Origin of the sequence: Salinibacterium xinjiangense, from assembly GCF_014645015.1 — a bacterium.
Taxonomy (GTDB): domain Bacteria; phylum Actinomycetota; class Actinomycetes; order Actinomycetales; family Microbacteriaceae; genus Rhodoglobus; species Rhodoglobus xinjiangensis.
In genome coordinates, this window is record NZ_BMLC01000004.1 from 24,457 (window position 1) to 48,408 (window position 23,952).

Sequence of the window (23,952 nt, forward strand, 5' to 3'; positions counted from 1 at the left end):
GCCAATCCGTACATCCGTACATCATCGAGAGCGGGGCCGAGTTCGTTCCTCACTCTCACAAATCGAACGGGGTATAAACCATGGGTTTTCTCTATTACGGAAACAACAGCTATGCCGTCGAGATGGATGACCGCCCGCTGGCCCATCTGAAGGTCGCCATGCTGAGCCTCCTCCGTGCGGGCAAATGCATGGCATTCACCTTCGATCGGTCAGCCGAGCTCGGCAGTGGCCGTGAAACGCTCTGGATCAGCCCGTCAACCGAGATCCGCTTCCGCTTCCTCGGAGGCCGGCCACCACGGATTAGCGAGCCGTGGGTGCGCTCCATTATCGCTACCGCGGACAGCCCCACCGGTCTTCGGATGGTCACCGAACCCGCCGACGCCCCCGCGGACACAGGTGCCCCCGCAGACACGCACGTCCTCACGCCGGCGTGACGTTTTATCGTGGAGAAACAGCGGGTGCTCATCGATATGTAGTTCTCGACCGAGGATGAACAGTATCTACAGCCGAACTTCAGATCATCACCGGCACAGAGAGGTCGCTAGCTTAATCGCGGCATCAACGCCGGAGCAGGCCAAACATCTAGCTCCCAATATGCGAAATCTGGGTACTCTTCGCCGTCGTCTTGCTCCTCAACGAGGCCGGGTAACTTCTCTATACGTACCGAAACTCCAGGGCTCACCAAGACGCGCGTCGGTCGGTTGCCCGAACCAGTGAAATCTACGAATGCCCCACCAGCGCGCACTGCTTCTACAATCTTGGATTCGACGACGGCGACAGCGGAATCGGTTACCGCGTATGAGCTTCCATGAAGATGAACCAGAACAGTCATAAGGCGCTTTCTGTTGTTAAACAGCAATATTTACCATTACCCGAACCGTACGCTCCACAGCATCCGCCATTCCCCGGCTTGACAAACAGCAGAAATCGGGCAGGCCACTCTGAAGACCCGAAACCTTGTGCCGCCACTTCGCACTCCACAATGCGACCGCAGGATTTCGCTGAGGCGTAGAGCCAGCCAATTCTGGCAAGGAGGCCCACCGCGTGCCCGATCAGGGCGTTGGCCGGCCGGGAGGACTTTTCCTGCGGGGATTCGAAGAACAGCATCACCGTGGGAACGACGTTGTGGTCGTGGTCGTCTGTGGGTCGCTACCCGGCGAGGATCAGTGCTTGCGGTGCGGCCTGCTTCATTCGGGTTTGCAACCATCTGAGTTGAATGGCAGTCTCCCCATCGCAGTCCGTCACGATGCTGAGCAGTTCTGCGTCCCTCAGACCCTGAGCGGCCTGCTTAATCATGGCCCACGTGATGTCGACCAGGCTGGCCAGGAGATAGAGATCCTGCAGGTCCCGGAGGAGCCCGATGGGTCCGGAGCGTGTGGTGGAGAGCCCGTCGACGTGGAGACGTTCAGGCTCGTCATCCCCCGGCTCACCGAACCGCTCCAGCATCGGAGCGAGGGCCTCCTGGTGTACGTCGCATTGCGCGGCGAGGATCTGGCAGATGAAGTGGACATCGGGTTCGTGGCCGTGTCCCTCGGACACCTGCCGCAGCGACGCGGCGAGGGTGCCCTCGGAGGTGTGCAGCAGGCTCAGGTAGACCGGGAGTTTCATGAGTGTTCCTCCTCAGCGACGACCATGGCCGGAGCAACGGGGGCGATCGTCTCCTTGGCCTGCGCCGCGGGCCCGCCGACGGTAGGAAGAACACCCCGGCCACGGCCTGCCGTACTGACGGGCCGGGAAGCCGTCGTCGTGGGCGCCGGGGACGCCGCGGTGCCGTCGGCGATCTTCGTGATCCGGACTGCGGCGTTCTTCAGGATGGGTTGCTTGGACACCGGGTCCCATTCAGTGATGGTGAGTTCGTTCGCGGCCCGGTAGTTCCCGCCAGGGACCCCGCCTTCGTCCCAGTAGCCGTAGTGGAACGGGGCGAAGATGCTGCCGTCACGGATCCCGCTGACCCTGACCGGGGCGGTGAGGTGCCCGCGCCGGGACTCGACCCGCACGATGTCGCCTTCTGCTACTTCGTAGGCCTCGGCGTCGCGGGCGGAAATCTCCACCCATGCATCGGGCGCCGCACCATTGAGCTGCGGGGACCTGCCGGTCTTCGTGCGGGTATGGAGGTGATAGACCGTACGCCCGGTGGTATAGCGAAACGGGTAGTCATCATCCGGGGTCTCATGTGCAGGGTGGTAGGGGGCGGTCTTGAAAATGGCCCTGCCTGCCGGGTTGACGGCCTGATAACTTTCGGGGCCGACTGGTGCCCCGGTCAGCAGGTCATGCCCGTAGCTCTCACAGTATCCAGGGTTGGTGGGGAACACGCCGTCACGGTAGAGCCGCACTGTGCCGTCCGGGTGCTCCTCGTTACACGGCCATTGCACGCCACTACCGCCGCGGAGCTTGTCATAGGTGATACCCGTGTAGTCGCACGGGCGCCCCCGCGTGCATTCCTTCCATGCCGCGAAGGCGTCCTCCGGTCCCGTCCAGTCCAGTAACGGGGTTCCGTCGAGCCGGGTGAAGCCCATGCGTCGGGAGTAGTCGAGGAAGGTGTCGAAATCGCTCCGGGCCTCACCGGGTGGTTCCACGGCCTTCTCGGAGAGATGAACGGTGCGGTTGACATTGGTGAACGTCCCGGTCTTCTCACCCCATGCCGCGGCGGGCAGGACGACGTCGGCGTACTGGGCGGTCTCGGTCAGGTACAGATCCTGTACCACCAAAAATACGCTGTCGACCGAGAGGATGTCGCGGATCCGGGATAGTTGCGGCATCGACACCGCAGGATTCGTGGCCGAGATCCATAGGAACTCGATGGATCCCTGCTCCACATAACGGAAGATCTGCATGGCATGAGTGGGTGGCGCCCAGTGCGGGATGATCGAAGCATCGACATTCCACAGGTCGACGAGTTGCTGGACGTGCTCAGGGTTCTCCCAGTTCCTGAAACCCGACAAATCCCCGTCCGCCCCGCATTCGCGATTGTTCTGGGCGGTCGGTTGCCCGTTCATCTGCAGGATCCCGCAACCGGGTTTACCCAGCAGACCGCGCAGCAGGTGCAGATTATTTACCGCACAAGACGACGCCGTGGCCTGGGACGACTGGTAGAAACCCTGCAGGACAGTGGACAACACGCGCTCCGACGTGCCGAAAATCTCTGCAGCACGGCGCACGTCGTCAGCCTCTACACCGCAGGTCTCGGCTACGGCCTCGGGAGTCCACGGCTCGACGGTGGCACGCAACTGCTCAACGTTCATCGTGTGCTGGTCGATGTACTCCTGATCGATCCATCCATTGATGAACAGCTCGCGCACCAGCCCATGCATCAGCGCCAGGTTCGTTCCCGGCCTGACTGGCAAATGCACCTCCGCTTGACGTGCCACTTCTGTGAAACGCGGATCCACGCACACGATCCTCGGCTTATCCGGACCCGCGATCCTGTCAAGGACCCGCATCCACAGGACAGTCTGGCTTTCGGCCATGTTGTGGCCGAACAGGAACATGGCGTCGCACTCGTCGATGTCGACGTAGCTGCCGGGTTGCCCGTCGGAACCGAAGCTCTCCTTCATGGCGGCGGCCGCGGTTGCGGTGCACAGTCGAGTGTTGCCGTCCATGTGCGGGGTACCGATCCCGGCCTTCGCGACGATTGCCTGCGCGTAGTACTCCTCGAGGAACAACTGGCCGCTCGTGTAGAAGCCGTGGGACAGGGGCCCTTTGTCATCAAGAAGATTTCTGCTGCGGGTGACGATGCGTTGCATTGCGGTTTCCCAGTCCGACTCGACCAGTACCCCGTTCTCGCGCACCAGGGGCACCGTGAGCCGGTCCTCGTTACTGACGCCCTGCCAGCTGGCGAACAGGCCCTTCGGTCCCAGCCGCCCATGGTTCACGATGTCCAACGACCGGCCGCGCACCCCGACCATGGTCCCGTCTTTCACGGCGATGTCGATTCCGCACCCGTTGCTGCACAACACGCACGCCGATTGCACCCAACGCTCCACGTCGGACTCATCGACCCCTTCAGCCAGGACCTGATCAACCCGCGTCGGCCACAGCTCGTCCCGCGCGTAAGGGGTGCGTGTTCCCCAGATCTCCGCAATACGGTCAACCATGACAAACTCCTCGATAACGCCGCTCATAACGTGCACCGGTAAACGTCGGTTCATTTCAGATTGTCATAATCAGCTGGCCCTGTCGACGTAATTCGAACCCTTTTGGGCAATCTGAACGGGACCCGGGAAGGGCATGGCGGCAGCGGTTCCGTTCGCGGGTTTGCCGACAGTTCGCCCCGATGGTGTTGATCTGTTCCCCACGGATGGACGCACCTCCGATGTGGCCTGCCGCCCCTATCGCACTGACACGGTTTTCGCGGGGTCATCACTGTTGCCCAGCTTGTCGGGGCAATCCAGGAGCACGCCCGATTCCGGTGGGCGTTCAGGTGTCGCTGTCCCTACGTCAGTGCCAGTTGTGCCCGTGGCGGATTGTTGCCATTGGGTACTGGAGAGTTGGTGCGAATTCTTCCCGTTTTCGATGATGGTGCATTGCAGACCGCCTCTTCGAACAATTCGCAGTCCGCGTTGGAAGTGGCTCTTTCACCCGCCGATGAGGGCGCCGGGAATTATCGGAATCTGATACCGACAGTCGATAAGGTGACGGCTTGAAGGAATTTCCCCGAGGGGCAGTATTCCTACACACCCTGCATCATGCGGTGGAAGGGCTCATCCATGCGGCTCGGATGAACGCAGAACTGGCCAATCATTGCCACGAGATCTCACCGGGCACGTCCTACCTCACCTTGCACCGGATGCACAACGATGGCCTTCCTGTGCCGTGCAACGCCACCGTGGATGGCCGGGTTCTTCGCACCCTCACCGCCACCAACGGGGGCCTTGCCGCGCTCCGGGGCGGTCGACGAGCCGTTCGCGAGCCGGCTGCAGAAGTCCTCCCATCCCCATTGGCCCCTGGACTGGAACTGTGCCTTGACGAGTCGTCCCGCGCTGGCCCGCAAGCTCGGCCGAGGAGATGCGGTCGCCATCGGCCTGGGATCCATGATCGGCGCGGGCATCTTCGCCTCGTTCGCTCCTGCAGCCGCAGCCGCGGGAGCGGGCCTCCGGACGTGCCCCACGGTTTAGTTACCTTCATTGGTGTGAAGATCAGGCTGATACGGGTGTCTGGCTGAAGCGTAACTCGTGCTCGACCGGAGAGAGATGCTGCAACTGAGAATGTCGTCGCTGCCAGCTGTAGAAGATCTTGATGTAATCGAATATGGCGTTCGCGAGATCGAGTCTTGTTCGCCATTTCTTCCGATTGAGGAGCTCGATCTGCATGCTGGACCAGAACGATTCCATCATGGCGTTGTCATAACAATCGCCGTCGGGCTCGGGCTCGGACTCGGACTCGGACTCGGACTCGGACTCAATCTTGCGATCTTCACCGGCGGCGTCTTCAGCGCCATAACCATCAGCCGGAGCGACCGAATGAGCCTCCCCGCGATGATGGTCGTTCCTGCGATCATTGCCTTCCCGATCGCAGCCGTCGAGCGCCGGGTCGCGTTCCCCGTTGGTCGCTGACCGGGAAGCGCGTACTTCTTCCATTTGCGGCAATTAGTTCGTTGTCGATGCCACGCGGGCCAGTCCGCGAGGTACCTCTTCGACATGCGTTACGGGATAGACGCACGAAGCGCCCCTTGCGTGTTGCAGGAGGCGCTTCACACCGCTCGAGCGACTAGGCGAACGTTGCCGCATCGATGACGAAGCGGTAGCGGACATCCGACTTCAACACGCGCTCGTAGGCATCGTTGATGGAGTCCGCGCTGATGAGTTCGGTTTCGGGCACGATTCCGTGCTCTGCGCAGAAGTCAAGCATCTCCTGCGTTTCACGGATGCCGCCGATGGCCGACCCAGCAAAATTACGCCGAAACGGGATGAGCGAGAAGACCTGGACGGGGAGCGGCTCCGCGGGGGCGCCGACGTTCACGAGGGTGCCATCGACGCGGAGGAGTCCGAGGTACGCTCCCATGTCGAGTTTGGCCGACACCGTATTGATGATCAGGTCAAACGAGTTGGCCAGGGTGGTAAAAGTGTCGGCATCGCTGGTCGCGTAGTAGTTGTCGGCGCCGAGGCGGCGGCCGTCCTCTTCCTTTGACATGGTTTGCGACAGCACGGTCACCTCGGTGCCCATGGCGTGGGCGATCTTGACGGCCATGTGACCGAGGCCGCCCATGCCAACAACAGCAACCTTCGTGCCGGGGCCCGCGCCCCAGTGGCGAAGCGGCGAATAGGTGGTGATTCCAGCGCACAGGAGCGGGGCCACCTTGGAAAAATCGAGATTCTCGGGCACGCGCAACACAAAATCTTCAGTAACGACGACGGCCTGCGAGTAACCGCCCTGAGTGACGGTACCGTCAGCGGAATCGACACTCGCGTATGTCCCGACGTTTCCCTCGGCACAGTACTGCTCGTCACCGCGGAGGCAATATTCGCACTCTCCGCAGGAGTTCACCATGCAACCGACGCCGACACGATCGCCGACTTTGTGTTTGGTTACCTCGGAGCCAACCTCAGTGACATAACCGACGATTTCGTGTCCGACGACCTGCGGGTAAGCGATCTGTCCCCATTCGCCGCGCACGGTGTGAATGTCTGAATGACAGATACCGGCGTACGCGATGTCGATCATGATGTCTTTGGGGCCGACGTCACGGCGTTCGATGGTGGTCTTAATGAGCGGTTCGGTCGCGGCTGGTGCTGCATAGGCGTTGACGGTGCGCATGGTTTCCTTTAATCATTGAACAATCGTGCGAGGTACTTGGTGATGTCCCGTTAAGCAATGAAGTTTCTCAATACCGCGCGAGCCAGTCTTCTAGCCTAGGCGATGGCAAGTTCGGAGAGGCTGGGCGCCGTCTCTGTTCCCCGGGTAGACACAGTGGATACACCAGTCGTCCACGTGTAAGGCTCACGATGACATCCGTTGAGTGCCGTCTGCTTCGTCACGGTAAACGTCACACCGACAAAGGCGCCCCGGCCGCGCTTGGCGGCAAGTTGTGGGTCGTTCCTTCAGGATTGACGCTTCTCGCACTCACCCGAGCTGTGCTCGCGATAAGTCCGCAGCCTGAGCCGGTTACCCTTCACCAATACCTCCGGGAGAACGCAACCGGCAGCGGCAAGAACTACCGGGTGCCCGACTTGGTCCCGAAGAACGACGTAGGGCCGCCGACACCGGTCAATGGTGGGCCTCGTACTTCTTCGGTTCGGCGAGACCCGCCTCCGATCGAGCCCGCCGAGCGAACCGCTCGAGTGACTTCATCGCGGAGACCACCTCGGCGGGGCGCACCTCGAATGGCATGTTGTGGATCGTTTCGCCGGGCACCGTCGCGGCCTCCGCGACGCCGCGCAGATCGGAATCGTCGTCGATCGACAGTCCAATCTCCGTGAGGGTCGTCGGGAGCCCCACCCGCGTCGTGAATTCGACGAAGTCGCGGATATCAGAACTCGGTGCCCCCTCGAGAATGAGCTGGGTGAGCGACCCGATGTTGACCTTCTGCCCGTGCGCGAGCCCGTGCGTCTGCGGTGCCACGGTGAGCCCGTTGTGGATCGCGTGCGCTGCCGCGAGGCCACCCGACTCGAAACCGAGGCCCGACAGGAGCGTATTCGCCTCGATGACCTTTTCGACAGCCTGCGTTACGAGGTTGTCGCGCACCGCGTCGAGCGCGGGGAGGGCGTTCTCCCAGAGCACCTCCCAGCTCAGCTTCGCGAGCGCCGTGCCAGCGAGGGTCGGCAGGCCACCCGCCATGGTCGTCGAGTTCGAGCGGGACGTCGCTCGCGCTTCAAGCCAGGTCGCGAGGGCATCTCCGACCCCCGCCGCGAGGAACTCCGCTGGAGCATTGGCGATGAGCTGGGAATCAACGAGCACGAGATCGGGGTTTCGGGGAAAGAAGCGGTACTCCTCGAACGCGCCGTCCTCGGTATAAACGACGGCGAGTGCCGAGGTCGGTGCGTCGGTCGACGCGACGGTGGGTGCCGTCGCCCATCGGATACCGGCGAGAAACCCTGCGGCCTTGACCGCGTCGATCGTGCTGCCACCGCCCACAGCAACCACGACATCCGCCTTGGCGTCGGCGATCACGGCGGTCAGCCGGTCGATCTCCTTCGCCGAGGGCATGCCGCCGAAGCGCTCACGCCGAAGCGGCAGGTTGGCCTTCCTGAGCGAGGATTCGACCTCGTGTCCGACGAAGCCCCAGACCACATCATCGGCGACGATGAGCGGAGTGCTGCCGATAGCGGCGAGGAACTCACCGAGCCGGGACATGGCACCCGGGCCCTGCACGTAGCGGCCGGGGCTGATGACGGAACGGATGGGGGTGGCTGTCGACATGAAGATCTCCTGACGTCGTTGTCGAATGCGGGGCCCGATGGGCGATCGACCAGCGGGATAACTCGTTCACGCACTATCCACGGTAGGGGTGTCGCGACCTCGGACACCACGAGGTTTTTCACTCTGCGAGAAGTGGAGCCGCACGGCATTGTCGTGCCGGTCGCCTGGGCGCAGAATGAAAGGATGCGAACAGATGATGCGTCGACACCCGAACCGATGAGCGACCCCGTGCCCGCGCCCTCGAACCCGCGCGAATCAAGCGTCGTGACGGTCGAAAAGACCCTCGCCATCCTGGAGATCGTCGCCGAGCGTGGTGGCGCGTCCGCGCGGGACGTCTCGCAGGCTCTCGGGTATCCCCTGCCCACTGTCTACCGGCTCATGCAGGCGCTCGTGCATGCCGAATACCTCGTGCATCTTCGAGGCGAACACCGGTTCGAACTCGGATACAAGATCGACCGACTGGGGGTTTCCCTGCACCGACAGATCGGGGTGCCGAGTCCCGTGCGTGCCGAGATTGCGCGGTTGCACGACACCGCGAAGGCGGCCGGCTATTTCGCCGTCTATCGCGGTGCTGACGTGGTCGTTGCGTTCGTTGTGGATTCGCCGGCTCATCCGCGGCTCACGCCGCTGAGCTTCGGGTTTCACCAGGCTGCCCACGCCACCGCGTTCGGGAAGATCCTCCTCTCCGGAATGAGTGAGGATCAGGTGGGGCAATACCTCGACGTGCACGGGATGGCGCCGCTCACTGCCCGCACGATCACCGACCGTTCCGACCTCGACGAACATCTCGCGCTGGTGTCTCGCACGGGGATCGCGTGGGAGCACGAAGAGTTCGTGCCGGGAATGACCTGCGCGGCGATCGGAGTGCGTAACGGCGCGGGGATGGTCGTCGGCTCGGTCGCGATCAGCGCGCCGAGCGGTGAGGTATCGAGCGCACGCGAGCGCGTATTCGAGAAGCTGTTGCGCGACGCGGCGAACCAGGTAAGCAAGTACTACCGGTCGGGACAGGTGCGCCAGGCCGCGACCGCCTGATGGGTTTGAGCGCGGGGCGGGTTTGAGCGCGGGGCAGGTTCGCGTCCCGCCTGGAAACCGGCCCGGCGAGAGAAAGAGCCCGGCCACCTCGCGGTCGCCGGGCTCTCCGTCAGTTGCTTCGCGGCTACTTCGCCTCGTACCAGGGCGTGATCACGGCGCGGGCGATCGTGTGCCCCGCCATGTTGAAGCCGAGAAACGAGGGGGTCGCACCTGCGTCGAGGCCGAGTGAATCGACGTCGAGCGCGTGAATGCCGATGTAATAGTTGTGCTTGCCGTGGCCCGCGGGCGGCGCCGCACCGAGGTAATGGGCAAGGCTCGCGTCATTCTTGAGCTGCAGCGCGCCCGCGGGTAGTCCGCTCCCGACCGCATTTCCCGCCCCGGTGTCGACCGAGGTCGTCGTGACCGGCACGTCGGCGACCGCCCAGTGCCAGAATCCGGCACCGGTCGGGGCGGAGGGGTCGTACATCGTGATGGCGAAGCTCTTCGTCTCGGCAGGGAACCCGTTCCAGCTCAGCTGCGGGCTCACATCCTCCCCGCCGGCGCCGAAGATACCGCTGCGGTGGCCGGGCGCCATCTCCTCTCCATCCGTGACGTCGCTGCTCGTCACGGTGAAGGTCGGGACCTTCGCGATGTCGTCATAGGGGTTGTGGCTCATAGTGCTCCTCGATTCAGGTTGGGACGGTAGAGAACAGGTCGTGTCGGCATCAGATGCCGCCGGTCTTGAGTTGGTCGGCGATGTACTCGGCCTGCCGGATCGCGAGCGCAACGATGGTGAGCGTCGGATTGGCTGCGGCTCCCGTCGTGAACACCGACCCGTCACTGATGAAGAGGTTCGGCACGTCGTGCGCCCGCCCCCATTTGTCGACCACGCCATCCTGGGGCTTTTCACTCATCCGGCTCGTGCCCATGTTGTGGGTGGCTGGATACGGCGGCGTACGGTGGGACCCGATGGAGCCGACGGCGTCGTAGAGCAGTTCGGCCTGGGTGTAGCCGTGGTTGCGCATCGCGACATCGTTCGGGTGATCATCGAAATTCACGTTGGGAACGGGCAGCCCGTTCTTGTCGGTGACCGACTTGTTGAGCGTGATGCGGTTCGACTCCTGAGGCATATCCTCACCGATGACCCACAGTCCGGCGGTGTTCGCGTAGGCCTCGAGGATCTCCGTGAAGCTCGCTCCCCACGCGCCGGGATCAGCGAAGCTTGCAAGGAACGCCGGACCGAGCGAGATGGTCTCGAGGTAGTAGCCTCCGGCGAACCCGCGGTCCGGGTCGTGGCCCGACTCGTCCGCGATGACGCCCGCCATCGTCTCGCCGCGATACATGCGCACGGGCTTGTCGAACCGCGCGTAGACCGAACCGGTGGTGTGGCGCATGTAGTTGCGGCCCACCTGGCCGGACGAGTTGGCGAGACCGTCGGGGAACATAGGACTTGCCGAAAGCAGCAACAGCCGGGGCGTCTCGATCGAGTTGGCCGCCACCGCCACGAGCTTCGCGCGCTGTCGCTGGAGGTTGCCGTCCTTGTCGAGGTAGAGCACGGCATCCGCTCGCCCCTTCGCGTCGTGCGTGATCTGCACGACGTGACTGTCGGGACGAAGGTCGAGCAGTCCGGTCGCCTCGGCACGGGGAATTTCCCGCACCAGCGTCGACCACTTGGCCCCGCTTTTATCGCCCTGGAAGTTGAAGCCGTCCTGCACGGATGCCGGTCGGCCGTCGTATTCCTCGGCGTTCGTGGCGTACGGCCCGGTCGAATAGAACGAGTAGCCAATGCGTTCGGCGCCATTCGCGAAGACCTTGTAGTTATTGTTCGCAGGCAGCGGTTTGCGGCCGTGCAGGTGGGTGGATCCCATCGCGATCTCGGCCTTGTCGTAGTACGGCGCGAGATCGGCGAGAGTGATCGGCCAGTCGAGCAGGTTCGCCCCCTCGATCCGCCCGTAAGTCGAGCGGGTCTGGAACTCATGAGCCTTGAATCTCGGAGTCGCCCCCGACCAGTGGGTCGTCGTGCCGCCGACCGCCTTGACGATCCAGGCGGGAAGGTTGGGGAAATCGCGGGCGATGCGATAGGAACCGGACGTCGTTCTTGGGTCAAGCCAGGCCATCTGGTTGAAGGCCTCCCACTCGTCGTTGACGTAGTCCTCATTGCGCAGGTAGGGACCGGCCTCGAGCACGACGACGGGGATTCCCTTCGCCGTGAGTTCGTAGGCAAGCGTTCCACCACCGGCGCCGGAACCGACGATGACGACCGCCTCGTCGTCGTGCTCGATCGCGGTCACTTCTTCACCTCCGCCATCTCGGCGTCGCGCCGTCCGGGCTGGTTGCTCGTGTCGCGGTCTATCGCAGGCGAGACGGGCGGGAGGGTCGCACCCCCGGTGACCCCGGTGGCGATTTCGACGAGCTGGTTGGGCCCGTCGTAGGTGTCGATGCGTGGATCGGGTAGCCAGTCGAGGTCATCGAAGCCGCGGTTCACGTAGCCGCCCTTGGGGAAGCTCGGGCCCTCATAGCCGAGCACCTCCCAGACGTCCTCATTGTCGTAGAGGTTCAGCACCGTCGTACGACGCACGAAGCCGAAGAATTCGGTGGTCTCGATGCGGCGCAGCACCTTGGTCGCCGCCTCATCGTCGAGATCACGGAAATCCCCGCCGGCGAGATGGCCGAGCGTGAGAAGACCCTGGGTCAGCGCTACCCGGAACCAGGTCGAGTTCTCAGCCTCTGCAAGGATCGTGTCGGCAGTGCGCTCATAAGGTCCGTCGGGAAAAGACGGGTGGGGGAAGGCGACACGGATCACCCGGATGAGCACGCTTCGCGCTTCATCTGTCAATGAGGTGTCGTTCAGCTGCGGATACTTGGCGGGAAATGCCATTTGTCGGCTCCTTTGCTCGAGAGAAATGGGGGTGGTTGAAGGTCAGGGAACGAGGATGCCGCGGCCGATCAGACGGCCAGCGTCGAGGTCGGCTATCGCGTCGAGCGCCGCATCCATCGGGTATACCGCCGTGTGCAGCGTGACGCGACCCTGCGCGGTGAGGGTCATGAGTTCGACGAGGTCGTTGTACGTGCCGACGAGGTTGCCGATCACGTTGATCTCCCGGGAGATGATGTCGATCGTTGGGAGGCTCACCGCCCCGCCGTAGCCGATCACGTAATGCGACCCGCGGTTGCGCAGCAGTCGGGGCGCAAGCAGCTCCGCGCCCCGCTCGCCGACGAAGTCGAAGACGACATTCGCGCCACCGTTCGTGATGTCGAGCACGTGTTTTTCTACCGTGGCGTCGTCGGTCGCGAGAACCGTGTGGTGAGCGCCGAGGGTTCGCGCGAGTTCGAGGGCGCCCTCGCTGCGGTCGACCACCGTGATCGTGGCGCTTGTGATGGCGGCGAGCGCCTGGATGCCGATGTGCCCGAGGCCACCTGCGCCGACCACGACCGCGTGGGTACCGGGGAAGAGCACGTCGGCTGCTTTGCGCACCGCGTGATAGGCGGTGAGTCCGGCATCGGCGAGAGCCGCGACATCCTGTGGCCGAAGCCCCTCATCGAGCTTCACGACCGCCCGCGCGTTGGTGAGCAACTGCTGGGCCATCCCACCGTCGACGTTGATGCCGGGGAAGGTCGCGTTTTCGCAGTGCGAGTCCTGCCCTATGCGGCACGCGGGGCACAGCCCACAACTCGTGAGCGGATGCATGATGACCGTGTCGCCCACCTTGACGTTGTGCACGGCGCTGCCGACCTCCCGCACCCATCCGGCGTTCTCGTGGCCGAGGATGTAGGGAAGGCTGGGGTGCTGGATCGGGTCCCACTGGCCCTCGATGATGTGCAGGTCGGTGCGGCAGAGTCCGGCGGCGCCGACATCGACGATCACGTCCCACGGGCCGGTGATCTGGGGCTCGGCGACCTCCTCGATGACGGGGTGCTCTCCGTACTGGTGCAGACGAACTGCTTTCACTATGTTCTCCTCATTGAGATCGGCGACGGATACAGAGATCGATGGCTGGTGCAAAGATCGACGGCTGCCCCGCCCGACGTTTAAGCATCTCCCGCCACCGAGCGACGTGCCAGAGCGCGTATCGCAGAGTGAGAACGGGGGCGAGGCGACGACTGGCCGAGCGACCGAATTCCGGTGATCTGTCGTCAAGGAGCGCGTCGCATCCACTTCCGTGTCGGCGTCGTCGGGTTCGGCTCTGGTGGCGGCTGAGCCGTCGACGTCCATGGGGACGGCAATCCGCGCCTCTGCTTCGGTTTCGGCCATCATGGTGCCAACGGCAACCAGTTTCACCGCATCGATCCGCGTGGATTTCGAGATGGTGCCATGTTCGATGCCAACTAGAGTTGGGCCCAGCAACCCTCAAGGCGAGTGCTCTTATGGTGTCACCTGGCTGAGAAGGTCTCAACTAGGTTGGGAACTGAGAGTTGTGCCCCGTACGTAACCACTCTTCACACCGGAAGTGACGACATGACCGCCCTGGTGCCGATCCCCTCCCCCGGTGAAACCCTGTTCTACGGCGAGTGGGGCAACCCCGCGGTCGTTGTCCTCCATGACATGTACGGCAGGATGCCCTGGCTCGAGCCGTTCGCCACGGCCGTCGCCAGTCGTGGTTTCCGTGTCGCGGTGCCCGACCTCTACAGCGGATTCTGCACCCCTGACCGGGAGGCGGCCCGCAATCTCATGGAGAGCCTTGATGTCGCACAAGCGCTATCGATTATCGACGACGCCGTCGAACAAGACCGGGAGACCGGCGTCGAACGCGTCGGCCTGGTCGGCTTCTCGATGGGCGGCTGGCTCGCGCTGCTTCATGCCCAGGGCGGTGGAGCCGATGCCGTTGTCGCGTACTACGCGAGCCTGGGCTCAGCCGACCACGGTGTGATCCCGTGCCCGGTGCTGCTGCAGTGGGCCGAGAGCGACAGTTGGCGAACAGGCGAGGATCCCGAGTCCTTCGTGACCCGGCTGAAAGACCACGGCACGCCCGTCACGGAGTACACATACGCCGGCACCCACCATTCGTTCGCGAATGCGAGCCTGCCGAGCGGGCTTGACAGCAGGGCCGCGGCTCTCGCCTTCGCCAGAACAGCGGTGTTCCTGGAAGCCCAGCTCATCGACTGAGGTCGTCAGCGACTCACGTCATGCAGGTGATGGATCGGGTCGTGGATGAAGTATTTCGAGAACGACTCGATCGTGAACTGCACTCCGTCACTGCGGCGCCCCGGTCGTGACCAGTCGGTGACCCGCCCGAACGCGGCCGAGAGCGATGCCGCAGCCTCCGTGAGTTCGGCGGCGATAACGGCGGGATCCTGCGTGTTGTAGCGCTCGGCGACAGCCGTCTCATCCTGGTCCCAGTTGGGGTACAGCGGGTTGTCGTCGCGCTGCATGAGTTCGAGCCTGTGGTGATAGAGACGGAACACGTCGCGCACATGCGCCGCATACTCCAGTGGTGACCACGTCGACTCGCCGGGTCGACTGCGGACGTCGGCGCGGTTCAGCACTGGCGGCCAGGCCGCCGCGTTCGCGAGCAGCATGGCCGCGACATCCTTCGCTCCGAAAGTTGCTGCGTCGAAGCCGCACTCGGGGCAGGGTTTCTCGATGACCCAGGTCCAGTTCTTGGTATCGGGCGTGAGCGGGGCATCGGGGGTGATCGGCATATCGGGCGGGATCGGCATGCTCCCATGGTCGCGCTCCAGCACCGGCGCGTGCCGCAGATTTGCTGCCAAACTCGCCAGCACGATGCCGATTCCTGATCCGCGCTAGGCCCTGATCGCGGGAATCGCTGTCACACGTGACATGAACCGTACAACGTTGTCGTCGACGATGATGTCACTCGGGCGAAGGGGGCGCGACAGGTACAGCCCGTCGAGCGCGCTGATGCGACTCAGCGCGACATAGGTCTGCCCGGGAGCGAACGACCGCTGCCCGAGGTCGACGATCGCACGGTCATAGGTCTTGCCCTGGGATTTGTGGATCGTCACGGCCCACGCCAGCCTCAGCGGAAACTGGGTGAACTCAGCGACGACGTCTTTGCGCAGTGATTTCGTCAGCGACGAGTAGTTGTACTTGAATTTCTCCCACACGGCCGGGCGAACCTCGTGGCGTTCCCCGTCGACGTTCACCCACACCGTCGAGTCGATCCTGACGACGGTGCCGACGGTGCCATTCACCCAGCGCTGGCCGCCGTTCTCGTAACCCGTGTCGTTGCGCAGGAACATCACCCGCGCGCCCATCTTGAGCTCCAGCGCCTCATCCGCCGGGAACGCTCGCCCGTTGAAGTCGCCGCTGACCTCGGCCTTGGCCGTGAGCACCCGCCCCGGCAGCCTCGCGAGCTCTGTCGCGTTGATCCTGGTGACGGTGCCGTTGGTGGTGGCCAGCGTGATCGCGCCGTCGGTAGGGGGCGGCCGCGCACCGACCTCGTTCAGCCTGGCGGCGATCTCGGCTGTCACCCCGCCGTGCCGAACCGCGTTGAGCATGTATTTGAACTCGGCTTCATGCTGGCGATGAATGGTCGTCAGTTCGTAGATCGTGAGGTCGGTGTCATCCCACACCTTCGCATCGAAGAACCAGATCGAGCGATAGTGATCCTCGAAATAGGCGCGCTCCTCACCCTCACCCGGCACCGGCGCCAGTTGGTACGGGTCACCGAACAGCACGACCTGCACCCCGCCGAATGCCTCGTGCTTTCGCTGCCGGGCCTGCCTCAGCGACCGGTCGATCGCATCGAGCAGGTCGGCGTTGACCATGGAGACCTCGTCGATGACGAGCGTGTCGATAGTGCTGAGCAGTTTGCGCAACGCGACGCCCTGGTCGATGTCGTGGTCAGCGATGACCCCGATCGGCAATCGGAAGAGCGAGTGGATGGTCTGCCCGCCCACGTTCAGCGCCGCGACACCGGTGGGCGCACAGATCACGATCTGCTTCGACGTATTCTCAGAGAGGTGATTCAGGAGGGTGGATTTACCGGTTCCCGCCCGACCTGTGATGAACAGGTTCTGCTGGGTGGTCTCGATCGCGTCGAAGACCGCCTGCTGTTCAGGCGACAGCTGCAGCTCGTTCCGCCCGACACCGTTCACCGCTTTACTGTACCCGGGGCATCCAGGGCATCGTGCGAGCGTGCCGGGACTGTTCAGAATGCGACGGCACCCCGGATGCGCAATTTAGGATGGAACTCGTGAACCGCACGATCATCATCTGGGCCGTCGTAGCTGCGGCCGTGATCGGCGCCTTCGCGATCACGGTCGGCGCTCTCAACTCCACCCTCTACAGCTCGAGTGGCTTCGTGAAGAGCTACCTCGACGCGCTCGAGAGGAAGGATGCGCCAGCAGCTCTCGAACTCGCCGGCTCCGGCGAGCGCAGCACCGCCACCAGGGCCATGCTCGACTCTTCCGCGATGAGCGACCTCGACACGGTCGAATTCGTCAGCGAGTCGCGATTTTCCGACGGTGTGCAGCGCGTCGTGTTCTCCTATGTCGCCGGCGGCAAGCCCGGCGAGTCGAGCTTCGATGTGCAGCAGGCAGGGAATGTGCTCGGCCTGTTCTCGAACTGGAGCTTCGCGACCGCGCCGTACAGCGTCGTGCAACTTTCGGTGCTGAACTCACAGGACTTCACCGCGAACGGCGTGGATCTCAGCACCCCCGAGCAGGGCACTGCCCTGCCCCTGGTGGTGTTCACGCCGAGCGCTGTCAGCGTCACCCACGAGTCGACCTTCCTGACAGCGAATCCCCTGCTGGTCAGCGCAACCCAGCCCGGGGCATCCGTTGTCGCGGCCCTCGACGTGCGGGCGAATTCGGCGTTCGTCGAGCAGGTGCAGGGTGAGATCGACGACTTCCTCGACACCTGCACCACGCAGACTGTGTTGCTGCCGACGGGGTGCCCCTTCGGCCAGCAGATCTCGAACCGGATCGCGTCGACTCCCGAATGGTCGATAAGCGAATACCCGTCGGTATCACTGGTTCCCGGCGCCGAACCCGGCAGCTGGCTGATGCCGGTGACGAACGCCGCAGCTCACCTCACCGTCGACGTGCAATCACTCTTCGATGGAACGACCTCTGTCTTCGATGAAGACGTGGCGTTCTCTGTGAGCTACCTCGCGACGTTCCTCGGCGACGACGAGGTGCTGATCACCGCCCAGCGTTAGGCGTCGATTCCAGTCTGGCGTCGACGCGAGCACGCCCTGCGAGCATGGAATTGTATTCGTCGAGCTCCGCGTCGCCATCACGGTCGGCCTTGCGGTCGTAGCGTTTCGATTCCTTGGCATCGCTTCGCGACCACATGATCGCCACCACGATCGCTAGTGCAACAGTCGGGATCTCGCCGACGCTCCACGCGATCCCGCCGCCGATCTGCTGATCCTGCAGCGCGGTGATGCCCGTATCCCAGCCCATCGAGCCGTACCAGTCTGCGAGCAGCAACCCGGTTCCCGACATCAGGGCGAGGCCGAAGAAGGCATGGAAGGCCATGGTTCCCAACAGGATGAGCAGCCGGATCGGATACGGCGGCCTCGATGGTGACGGATCCACCCCGATGAGCGCCTGCACGAACAGGTAACCCGTCAGCAGGAAGTGGATGACCATCCACTCGTGACCGATGTGGTTGGTGGTCGCCCAGCCGAACAGGGGCGTGTAGTAGAACGCCCAGAGTGAACCGGCGAACAGCACAGCCGCGACGAGCGGCTTGCCGAGAACCTCGAAGTACTTCGAGTGCACGAGCAGCAGCAGCCACTCCCGCACGCCACGACTGCCATCCGTGCGCTTCTCGATCGTGCGCAACGCGAGGGTGATCGGCGCACCCGGAACCAGCAGCACCGGGATTCCCATGCCGAGCACCATGTGGGCGAGCATGTGCTGCGAGAAGAGGAACTTCTCGTACACATTGATGCCGCCGTTGGTGATGTAGAACAGCAGCAGCATCCCGGCAACCCACAGCACGGTCCGCAGCACCGGCCAGGTGTCCCCGCGCCGGCGCAGCCTCAGCACGGCGGCGACGTAGAAGAAGATTCCAAATCCGCAGACCAGGATCCAGAGTAGATCGAAGTTCCAGAGCGTGAACAGGCGCTCGATCGTCACCGGAGGCGGCAGCGGGCTCCCGGTCAGAAGCTCGGCCGGTGTGGGTCTCGCGAGATCCGCCGCTGTGACCTCCGGTATGGGAGTCGCGGTACGCGCCAGCGCCGCGGCTACTCCTGACGCGATCCCCATGAACGCGATCTCTGCCGTCACGACCCACCAGAAGTACCCACGTCCGCTGCCGGCGGCCGCCTGCATCCTGCCGATGAAGAATCGGCGCTGCATCGCGCCGAACAGCCCGAGCGCCAGCAATGACGCGACTTTGACGAGCACGAGAATGCCGTACGGGGAAAGGAGATTGCCGATCTGCTCGATCCTGATCTGGGCACTGAGGTAACCGGATGCCGCTACCACGATGAAACTGATCAGGGCAACCGTCGAGTACCGCGCCAGCACTGAGGCAAGTCGGCCCTTCTCGAGGGTCGGCTTCACCAGCACGATGGTGATGAGTCCGCCGAGCCAGATCCCGGCGAAGAGCACGTGCAGGAAGATCGCGGTGATGGCCGAGTCGTGGTTCTCTGTGCCGCCCGTGTGGCCCTCGAGCGACATCGGAACGAGACCCACGACGGCGACAACCGTGACGAACAGCAACACTGTGACGTTGCGCACGGCGAAACACAGCACGGTGACTGTCGCGGCGATCAGCGTGGTCGCCAGCCATGCCTGCCCGAGCCCGGTGCCGGTGAGGAAGCCAGCGAGCACATCGCCGAACGCATTGTCGAGGCGGATCGTCGGCTGCAGCACGGTCAGGAACGTGAAGAAGGCACTGGCGGCGGCAGCGACGGCCCAGAGGGCGGATGATCCCGCCGCGACATCCAGCGCCCTCGAGAATTCCGGCTTCCCGGAGTCGAGAGCGAACAACGCCAGCACGAGAGCACCAATGGTCCCGGCGACACCGATGTTGACCAGGAGCTTCGAGATCGGGAGCCCGTAACGGGCGGCCGCTCCCGGGTCGATCAGTTGTGGGGCATCGGCTCCACCACCGAAAGCGAGCGACCCGAAAAGGGCGAGCATGGCCACCAGGATGAGGGTCGCGGGAGCAGCAATCCGAACAAGACGTGGCACTACCACAGTTTACGTCTGGCTCTCCGAGTGCCCGCCGTGTGAGGCCCCTCCCTGAAGAGGGCCCGTCCCTGTACGACGAAGGGCGGCATCCTCTCGGATGCCGCCCTGACGTTGTGAAACTGCTTAGCCCTTTGCGGCAGCCTTCAGCTTGCTTCCGGCGCTGATCTTGACGCCCTTGCTTGCCTTGATCTCGATCGCTTCACCGGTCTGCGGGTTGCGTCCGGTGCGCGCTGCGCGGTCGGTGCGCTCGACGGAGATCCATCCCGGGATGGAGACCTTCGTGCCGTCGCCGACAGACTTGGCGAGAACTGAGAAAAGCGAGTCAACGATGCCGCTGACTGCCGCCTGGGTCTGGCCAGACTCTGCGGCAACTGCCGCGACGAACTCGGTACGGTTTAGTGACTTGTCAGCCATGGGGTGTCCTCCTCGGACCTGATGCAGTTATGGGTGGAACTTTGGTGGATGATCCGGGTCAAAAACCGCGGAACCGCTAGGAATCTACCAGCTTGACTTGGTAATTCCGGGCAATTCGCCCCGGTGCGCCATGTCACGGAAGCGAACACGGGATACACCGAACTGGCTGAGGAAACCACGCGGGCGTCCATCGATGGCGTCGCGGCCGCGAACGCGGACCGGCGAAGCGTTGCGCGGGAGCTTCTGCAGGCCGAGGCGTGCAGCTTCGCGGGACTCGTCGGTTCCCGCCGGGTCGACGAGCGCCTTCTTCAGTTCGAGACGCTTGGTCGCGTAGCGAGCCACGATAACCTTGCGCTGCTCGTTGCGGGCGATCTTGCTCTTCTTGGCCATTGTTAGCGCTCCTCGCGGAATTCGACGTGCTGGCGAATCACTGGGTCGTACTTCTTGAGTACGAGGCGATCCGGGTTGTTGCGACGGTTCTTGCGCGTCACATAGGTGTAGCCGGTTCCAGCGGTGGAACGGAGCTTGATGATCGGGCGTACGTCCTGAGTCTTAGCCATTAGATTTTCTCCCCACGTGCGAGAAGATCCTTGACCACTGCTTCGATGCCGCGGACGTCGATGACCTTGATGCCCTTAGCGGACAGCTGCAGCGTGACGTTACGGCGAAGCGAGGGTACGTAGTACTTCTTCTTCTGGATGTTCGGATCGAAGCGACGCTTCGTGCGTCGGTGCGAATGCGAGATTGCGTGACCGAAGCCTGGGATGGCTCCTGTCACCTGGCATGTTGCTGCCATGGTTCTACTCCTGTTCTGGTTACCGCGAGCATCCCGTTTCCGGAAGCCCGCCCAAGATCACTTGTCGGCGCACCTGTCTTTCAAACTTTCGAAGAAGGCATGTGCACGTGAGCGGAAGAGTCCGCTCTGCAGCCTGCAATGTTACGGGTTTCCTGGCGCTTCTGCAATTGAGCAGGGTGCACAGTATCCGAACACGTCGACCACGTGGTTCGGTCGGGTGAAGCCGTGCTCCGCAGCGACGGAGTTCGCCCACTGCTCGACGGCGTCCGCCTCGATCTCCACCGTCAACCCACAACGGCGACAGATCAGGTGATGGTGGTGGGTTCCGGGCGTGCACGCGCGGTACAGGCTCTCACCCTCCTGCTGCAGCGAATCGGCCTCCCCCTCCACGGCGAGGTCGGCGAGTGCCCGGTAGACGGTGGCCAGCCCGATGGATGATCCACCGGCCCGCAACGCGGCATGCAGTTGCTGCGCGCTCACGAAACTCTCGCGGGTGTTCAGTGCAGCACGCACCGCATCGCGCTGCCAGGTGTGGCGCTTCATGCGGACACTCCCGCGGCTGCGCTGCGGGCTGACGGTTCGAGCTGGCGACGAAGTCGATGTCCCCTTATGCGGCCCACGATGCGGCATCCGAGGTAGATGAGGAACGAGATGGTCGTGACATACGGGCTGATCGGCAGTGAACCACCGATGGCGAGCAGCACGCCGCCGACGGCAGATGCGAATCCGAAGAGCATCGCCAGCAAGGGCACGACAATCGGCGACGACGAGACCCGCAGGGCGGCAGCCGCTGGCGTGACGAGCAGCGCGAGCACGAGCAGCGCGCCGATGATCTGTACCGAGACCGCGACCATGAGGCCGAGCAGGATCATGAACACGATCGACAGGGTGCGAGCGGGAACGCCCCGCGCCATGGCTACATCCGGATCGACGCTGTCGAACACGAGCGGTCGCCAGATCACCAGCAGTGTGATGAGCACGACAATGCTGATCGCGATGAGAACGCCGAGCTGGGGGATGTCGACCGACAGGATCTGGCCCGTAAGCAAGCCGAACCTGTTGCCGCTGCGCCCCGGATAGAGCGCGAGGAACAGGATGCCCAGCCCGAGCCCGAAGGGCATCAGCACCCCGATGATGGAGTTGCGATCACGGGCCCGAGCTCCGAGCACGCCGATGATCGTCGCCGCAAGCAATGAGCCGACGAGCGATCCTGCGACGACGTTCGCACCGAACAGCAACGCGGCAGCGGCTCCCGCGAACGAGAGTTCGCTGATGCCGTGCACCGCGAAGGCCATGTCGCGCTGCATCACGAAGACGCCGATCAGGCCGCCGACGATGCCGAGGATGGCGCCGGCGATGATGGAGTTCTGCACGAGTACGAGCAGTCGGCCGTAGTCGCTGAAGTTGAAGATCGACGACCAGAAGTCTGCCGCGAAGACGTCGGTCATGATGCCTCCCCGAGATGATGCGGAAACTCGGGAACTCCGGCGACGAACACGCGATTGCCGGTATGGATCACCTCGACCCGTGTTCCGTACAGGTCGCTCAACACCTCCGAGCGCAGGACTTCCTCAGGCGGGCCCGAGGTGAACCGGCCAGCAGCGAGGTAGAGCACCGTATCGACCATGTCGAGCACCGGATTGATGTCATGGGTGACGAAGACGACGGCGGTGCCGCGCTCGTGCAGCCCCTTATCGATGAGCTCGGCGACTCCACGCTGGTGGTGCAGGTCGAGGCTCGACAGCGGCTCATCGCACAGCAGCAACGCGGGATCACTCGCGAGAGCCTGCCCCACACGGAGGCGTTGCTGCTCACCGCCCGACAGCACGCCGACCGGGAGGTCGGCATACGCCGTCGCTCCGACGGACTCGATGAGGGCATCCACCGTCTCCTTCGACCGACGGGATGGCCACGGCACGCCCCAGCGATGCCCGTCGAGCCCGAGGCTCACAAGGTCACGGCCCCTCAGGGCGGTGCCAGCGGGCATGATCCGCTGCTGCGGGATGTAGCCGATCGCACGGTCGCCGCGGTGCACCGGCTTGCCCTGCAGCAGGATTTCGCCGAAGTCCACGGGAAGCTGCCCGAGAATCGCGCGCAGCAGGCTCGTCTTTCCCGAACCGTTGGCACCGAGCACGGCGACGAACTCCCCCGGCTGGACTGTGAGGTCGAGGTCGCTCCACAGGGTACGGCCTCCGAGAGACAGTCCGGCCCGGCGGATATCGAGGATCGGACCCGCGTCGCTCATAGGGCCCGTGACGGCGACAGGGCTCGGCGTCACAGCCGCAGCGCCCGCGCCAGTTCGTCCAGGTTGTCGGTCATCCACGAGACGTAGTCTGCCCCCTCCGGCAGGGTCTCCGTGAATACGACCACCGGCACGTCGGCGGATTCTGCGGCCTGGCGCACGCGCTCGGTCTCAGGGCTCGCGGTCTGGTCGTTGTATCCCAGTATGCGCACGTCCCCGTCAGTGAACAGGTTTACGGTCTGCTCGAAGGCCAGCGGAGGAACGTCGCTGCCCTCTTCAATTGCCTCGGTGAAATCATGGGGCGTCAGATTCTCCAGCCCGACGGCCTCGAGCAGGTAAAGCGGAACCGGTTCGGTCACTGCTGCACCGCCTCCATCGGCCTCTTGCTTCAGGGCTGCCGCCCGAGTTTCGAGGCCCTCGATCTGCGTGGTGAGGTCCGCAGCGTTGGTGGCGAAGGTGGCGGCGTTCTCGGGGTCGATCGTCGACAGCTCATCGGCGATCCGCGCGACGACACCGGTCATGCCGGGGAACGAGTACCAGACGTGCTCGTTGAATCCATCGACCGGCTCCGTGGTCTCGCTCAGGCCCGATGCGGTCACGGCTTCGAGCACGACGGCGTTTGTTCCGGATGCCTCGACCAGTGCCTCGACGAAGGGGTCGTATCCCCCACCATTGGCGATCACGAGGTCGGCGTCGGCGATGGCGAGCTGGTCGCGGGCCGAGGCCTCGAAACTGTGCGGATCGACCGTGGACTCGCCGATGAGGCTGGTCACCGTACCGAAGTCGCCGACGATGGCCTGCGCGATGTCGCCGTAGACGGTCGTGGTCGCGACGATCGACACACCCGCGCTCTCCGGAGCGGGAGTTGCAGAACATCCGGCGAGGCCGAGGGACACGATGGCGACAGTGGCCAGAACGGGAAGAGTACGGCGCATGATGAGCTCTCTGGCTTGAACGGTAATGAGATTCGTTATCAACAGCCTACGCCACCACGCTGCCGCCTGCGCCCGGGGAGGCAGCA

General features: G+C 63.8%; 23 protein-coding genes and 2 pseudogenes. 5 read left to right on the top strand and 20 right to left on the bottom strand.

Going from position 1 to position 23,952, the window contains the following annotated elements; genetic code table 11:
• Window positions 1-80 precede the first annotated feature (80 nt).
• Entirely contained in the window at window positions 81-434 is a 354-nt protein-coding gene (locus IEW81_RS11940) for a DUF7882 family protein (RefSeq protein ID WP_097061532.1), read from the top strand.
• A gap of 715 nt (window positions 435-1,149) precedes the next feature.
• Here the strand turns inward: IEW81_RS11940 and IEW81_RS11945 are convergent.
• Window positions 1,150-1,608 (bottom strand): hypothetical protein, encoded by a 459-nt coding sequence (locus IEW81_RS11945; RefSeq protein ID WP_097061533.1) that lies wholly within the window; start codon window positions 1,606-1,608, stop codon window positions 1,150-1,152.
• Window positions 1,605-4,094, bottom strand: a complete 2,490-nt coding sequence (locus tag IEW81_RS11950; RefSeq protein ID WP_097061762.1) for a molybdopterin oxidoreductase family protein — start codon at window positions 4,092-4,094, stop codon at window positions 1,605-1,607. Before IEW81_RS11950 ends, IEW81_RS11945 begins: the two co-directional genes overlap by 4 nt.
• A gap of 867 nt (window positions 4,095-4,961) precedes the next feature.
• Here IEW81_RS11950 and IEW81_RS11955 point away from each other — a divergent pair.
• Window positions 4,962-5,093, top strand: a pseudogene (locus IEW81_RS11955) (amino acid permease); the annotation flags it as partial.
• A gap of 42 nt (window positions 5,094-5,135) precedes the next feature.
• Here the strand turns inward: IEW81_RS11955 and IEW81_RS14555 are convergent.
• From IEW81_RS14555 to IEW81_RS11970, 3 genes and pseudogenes are all read right to left on the bottom strand, one after another.
• Window positions 5,136-5,354: pseudogene (locus tag IEW81_RS14555) on the bottom strand (integrase core domain-containing protein); the annotation flags it as partial.
• Window positions 5,355-5,706: 352 nt separating this feature from the next.
• Window positions 5,707-6,753, bottom strand: coding sequence for an NAD(P)-dependent alcohol dehydrogenase (locus IEW81_RS11965; RefSeq protein ID WP_097061535.1), 1,047 nt, complete (start codon window positions 6,751-6,753; stop codon window positions 5,707-5,709).
• 450 nt (window positions 6,754-7,203) lie between these two features.
• Window positions 7,204-8,355: a glycerol dehydrogenase gene (locus IEW81_RS11970; RefSeq protein ID WP_097061536.1), complete on the bottom strand. Its 1,152-nt coding sequence runs from the start codon at window positions 8,353-8,355 to the stop codon at window positions 7,204-7,206.
• A gap of 183 nt (window positions 8,356-8,538) precedes the next feature.
• Between IEW81_RS11970 and IEW81_RS11975 the strand changes: the two genes are divergently transcribed.
• A complete protein-coding gene (locus IEW81_RS11975; protein WP_143544724.1) occupies window positions 8,539-9,387 on the top strand; it encodes an IclR family transcriptional regulator in 849 nt (282 codons plus the stop codon).
• A 124-nt stretch (window positions 9,388-9,511) separates the two neighbouring features.
• Here the strand turns inward: IEW81_RS11975 and IEW81_RS11980 are convergent, their stop codons facing one another.
• Genes IEW81_RS11980 through IEW81_RS11995 form a run of 4 tightly spaced genes read right to left on the bottom strand, consistent with a single transcriptional unit; the run spans window position 9,512 to window position 13,315 of the window.
• A complete protein-coding gene (locus tag IEW81_RS11980; protein ID WP_097061538.1) occupies window positions 9,512-10,042 on the bottom strand; it encodes a YbhB/YbcL family Raf kinase inhibitor-like protein in 531 nt (176 codons plus the stop codon).
• Window positions 10,043-10,091: 49 nt separating this feature from the next.
• Window positions 10,092-11,657, bottom strand: coding sequence for a GMC family oxidoreductase (locus IEW81_RS11985; protein WP_097061539.1), 1,566 nt, complete (start codon window positions 11,655-11,657; stop codon window positions 10,092-10,094).
• Window positions 11,654-12,244 carry a hypothetical protein gene (locus IEW81_RS11990; protein WP_097061540.1) on the bottom strand — a complete coding sequence of 197 codons (591 nt, stop codon included), beginning with the start codon at window positions 12,242-12,244 and terminating at the stop codon, window positions 11,654-11,656. Before IEW81_RS11990 ends, IEW81_RS11985 begins: the two co-directional genes overlap by 4 nt.
• A gap of 42 nt (window positions 12,245-12,286) precedes the next feature.
• Window positions 12,287-13,315 carry an NAD(P)-dependent alcohol dehydrogenase gene (locus IEW81_RS11995; RefSeq protein ID WP_097061763.1) on the bottom strand — a complete coding sequence of 343 codons (1,029 nt, stop codon included), beginning with the start codon at window positions 13,313-13,315 and terminating at the stop codon, window positions 12,287-12,289.
• Between the two features lie 507 nt (window positions 13,316-13,822).
• On the opposite strand from IEW81_RS11995, the gene IEW81_RS12000 reads away from it, so the two are divergent.
• Window positions 13,823-14,470, top strand: a complete 648-nt coding sequence (locus IEW81_RS12000) for a dienelactone hydrolase family protein (protein ID WP_097061541.1) — start codon at window positions 13,823-13,825, stop codon at window positions 14,468-14,470.
• A gap of 5 nt (window positions 14,471-14,475) precedes the next feature.
• Here IEW81_RS12000 and IEW81_RS12005 read toward each other — a convergent pair whose 3' ends face one another.
• Together IEW81_RS12005 and IEW81_RS12010 are read right to left on the bottom strand one after the other, a co-directional pair.
• Window positions 14,476-15,024, bottom strand: coding sequence for a DinB family protein (locus tag IEW81_RS12005; RefSeq protein ID WP_229671390.1), 549 nt, complete (start codon window positions 15,022-15,024; stop codon window positions 14,476-14,478).
• A gap of 84 nt (window positions 15,025-15,108) precedes the next feature.
• A complete protein-coding gene (locus IEW81_RS12010; protein ID WP_097061542.1) occupies window positions 15,109-16,425 on the bottom strand; it encodes an ATP-dependent DNA helicase in 1,317 nt (438 codons plus the stop codon).
• 98 nt (window positions 16,426-16,523) lie between these two features.
• Between IEW81_RS12010 and IEW81_RS12015 the strand changes: the two genes are divergently transcribed.
• Window positions 16,524-17,489, top strand: coding sequence for a hypothetical protein (locus tag IEW81_RS12015; protein ID WP_218840051.1), 966 nt, complete (start codon window positions 16,524-16,526; stop codon window positions 17,487-17,489).
• Here the strand turns inward: IEW81_RS12015 and IEW81_RS12020 are convergent.
• The 9 genes from IEW81_RS12020 to IEW81_RS12060 all read right to left on the bottom strand — a co-directional run bounded on the left by IEW81_RS12020 (window position 17,473) and on the right by IEW81_RS12060 (window position 23,866).
• Window positions 17,473-19,479, bottom strand: coding sequence for a bifunctional copper resistance protein CopD/cytochrome c oxidase assembly protein (locus IEW81_RS12020; protein WP_229671391.1), 2,007 nt, complete (start codon window positions 19,477-19,479; stop codon window positions 17,473-17,475). The genes IEW81_RS12015 and IEW81_RS12020 overlap by 17 nt on opposite strands.
• 123 nt (window positions 19,480-19,602) lie before the next feature.
• The gene (locus IEW81_RS12025) at window positions 19,603-19,893 is read right to left on the bottom strand and encodes an HU family DNA-binding protein (RefSeq protein ID WP_097061544.1); all 291 of its coding nucleotides are present in this window, start codon (window positions 19,891-19,893) and stop codon (window positions 19,603-19,605) included.
• A gap of 84 nt (window positions 19,894-19,977) precedes the next feature.
• Window positions 19,978-20,283: a 30S ribosomal protein S14 gene (rpsN, locus tag IEW81_RS12030; protein WP_097061545.1), complete on the bottom strand. Its 306-nt coding sequence runs from the start codon at window positions 20,281-20,283 to the stop codon at window positions 19,978-19,980.
• Between the two features lie 2 nt (window positions 20,284-20,285).
• A complete protein-coding gene (rpmG, locus tag IEW81_RS12035) occupies window positions 20,286-20,453 on the bottom strand; it encodes a 50S ribosomal protein L33 (RefSeq protein ID WP_097061546.1) in 168 nt (55 codons plus the stop codon).
• Window positions 20,453-20,689, bottom strand: a complete 237-nt coding sequence (gene rpmB, locus IEW81_RS12040; RefSeq protein ID WP_097061547.1) for a 50S ribosomal protein L28 — start codon at window positions 20,687-20,689, stop codon at window positions 20,453-20,455. Before rpmB ends, rpmG begins: the two co-directional genes overlap by 1 nt.
• 141 nt (window positions 20,690-20,830) lie before the next feature.
• Complete coding sequence (locus IEW81_RS12045) at window positions 20,831-21,232, bottom strand: Fur family transcriptional regulator (RefSeq protein WP_097061548.1); 402 nt, start codon at window positions 21,230-21,232, stop codon at window positions 20,831-20,833.
• Window positions 21,229-22,137, bottom strand: coding sequence for a metal ABC transporter permease (locus IEW81_RS12050; RefSeq protein ID WP_097061549.1), 909 nt, complete (start codon window positions 22,135-22,137; stop codon window positions 21,229-21,231). Before IEW81_RS12050 ends, IEW81_RS12045 begins: the two co-directional genes overlap by 4 nt.
• Complete coding sequence (locus IEW81_RS12055; protein ID WP_097061766.1) at window positions 22,134-22,934, bottom strand: metal ABC transporter ATP-binding protein; 801 nt, start codon at window positions 22,932-22,934, stop codon at window positions 22,134-22,136. The genes IEW81_RS12050 and IEW81_RS12055 overlap by 4 nt, the downstream gene beginning before the upstream one ends.
• 29 nt (window positions 22,935-22,963) lie before the next feature.
• Window positions 22,964-23,866, bottom strand: coding sequence for a metal ABC transporter solute-binding protein, Zn/Mn family (locus IEW81_RS12060; protein ID WP_097061550.1), 903 nt, complete (start codon window positions 23,864-23,866; stop codon window positions 22,964-22,966).
• Window positions 23,867-23,952: the final 86 nt, after the last annotated feature.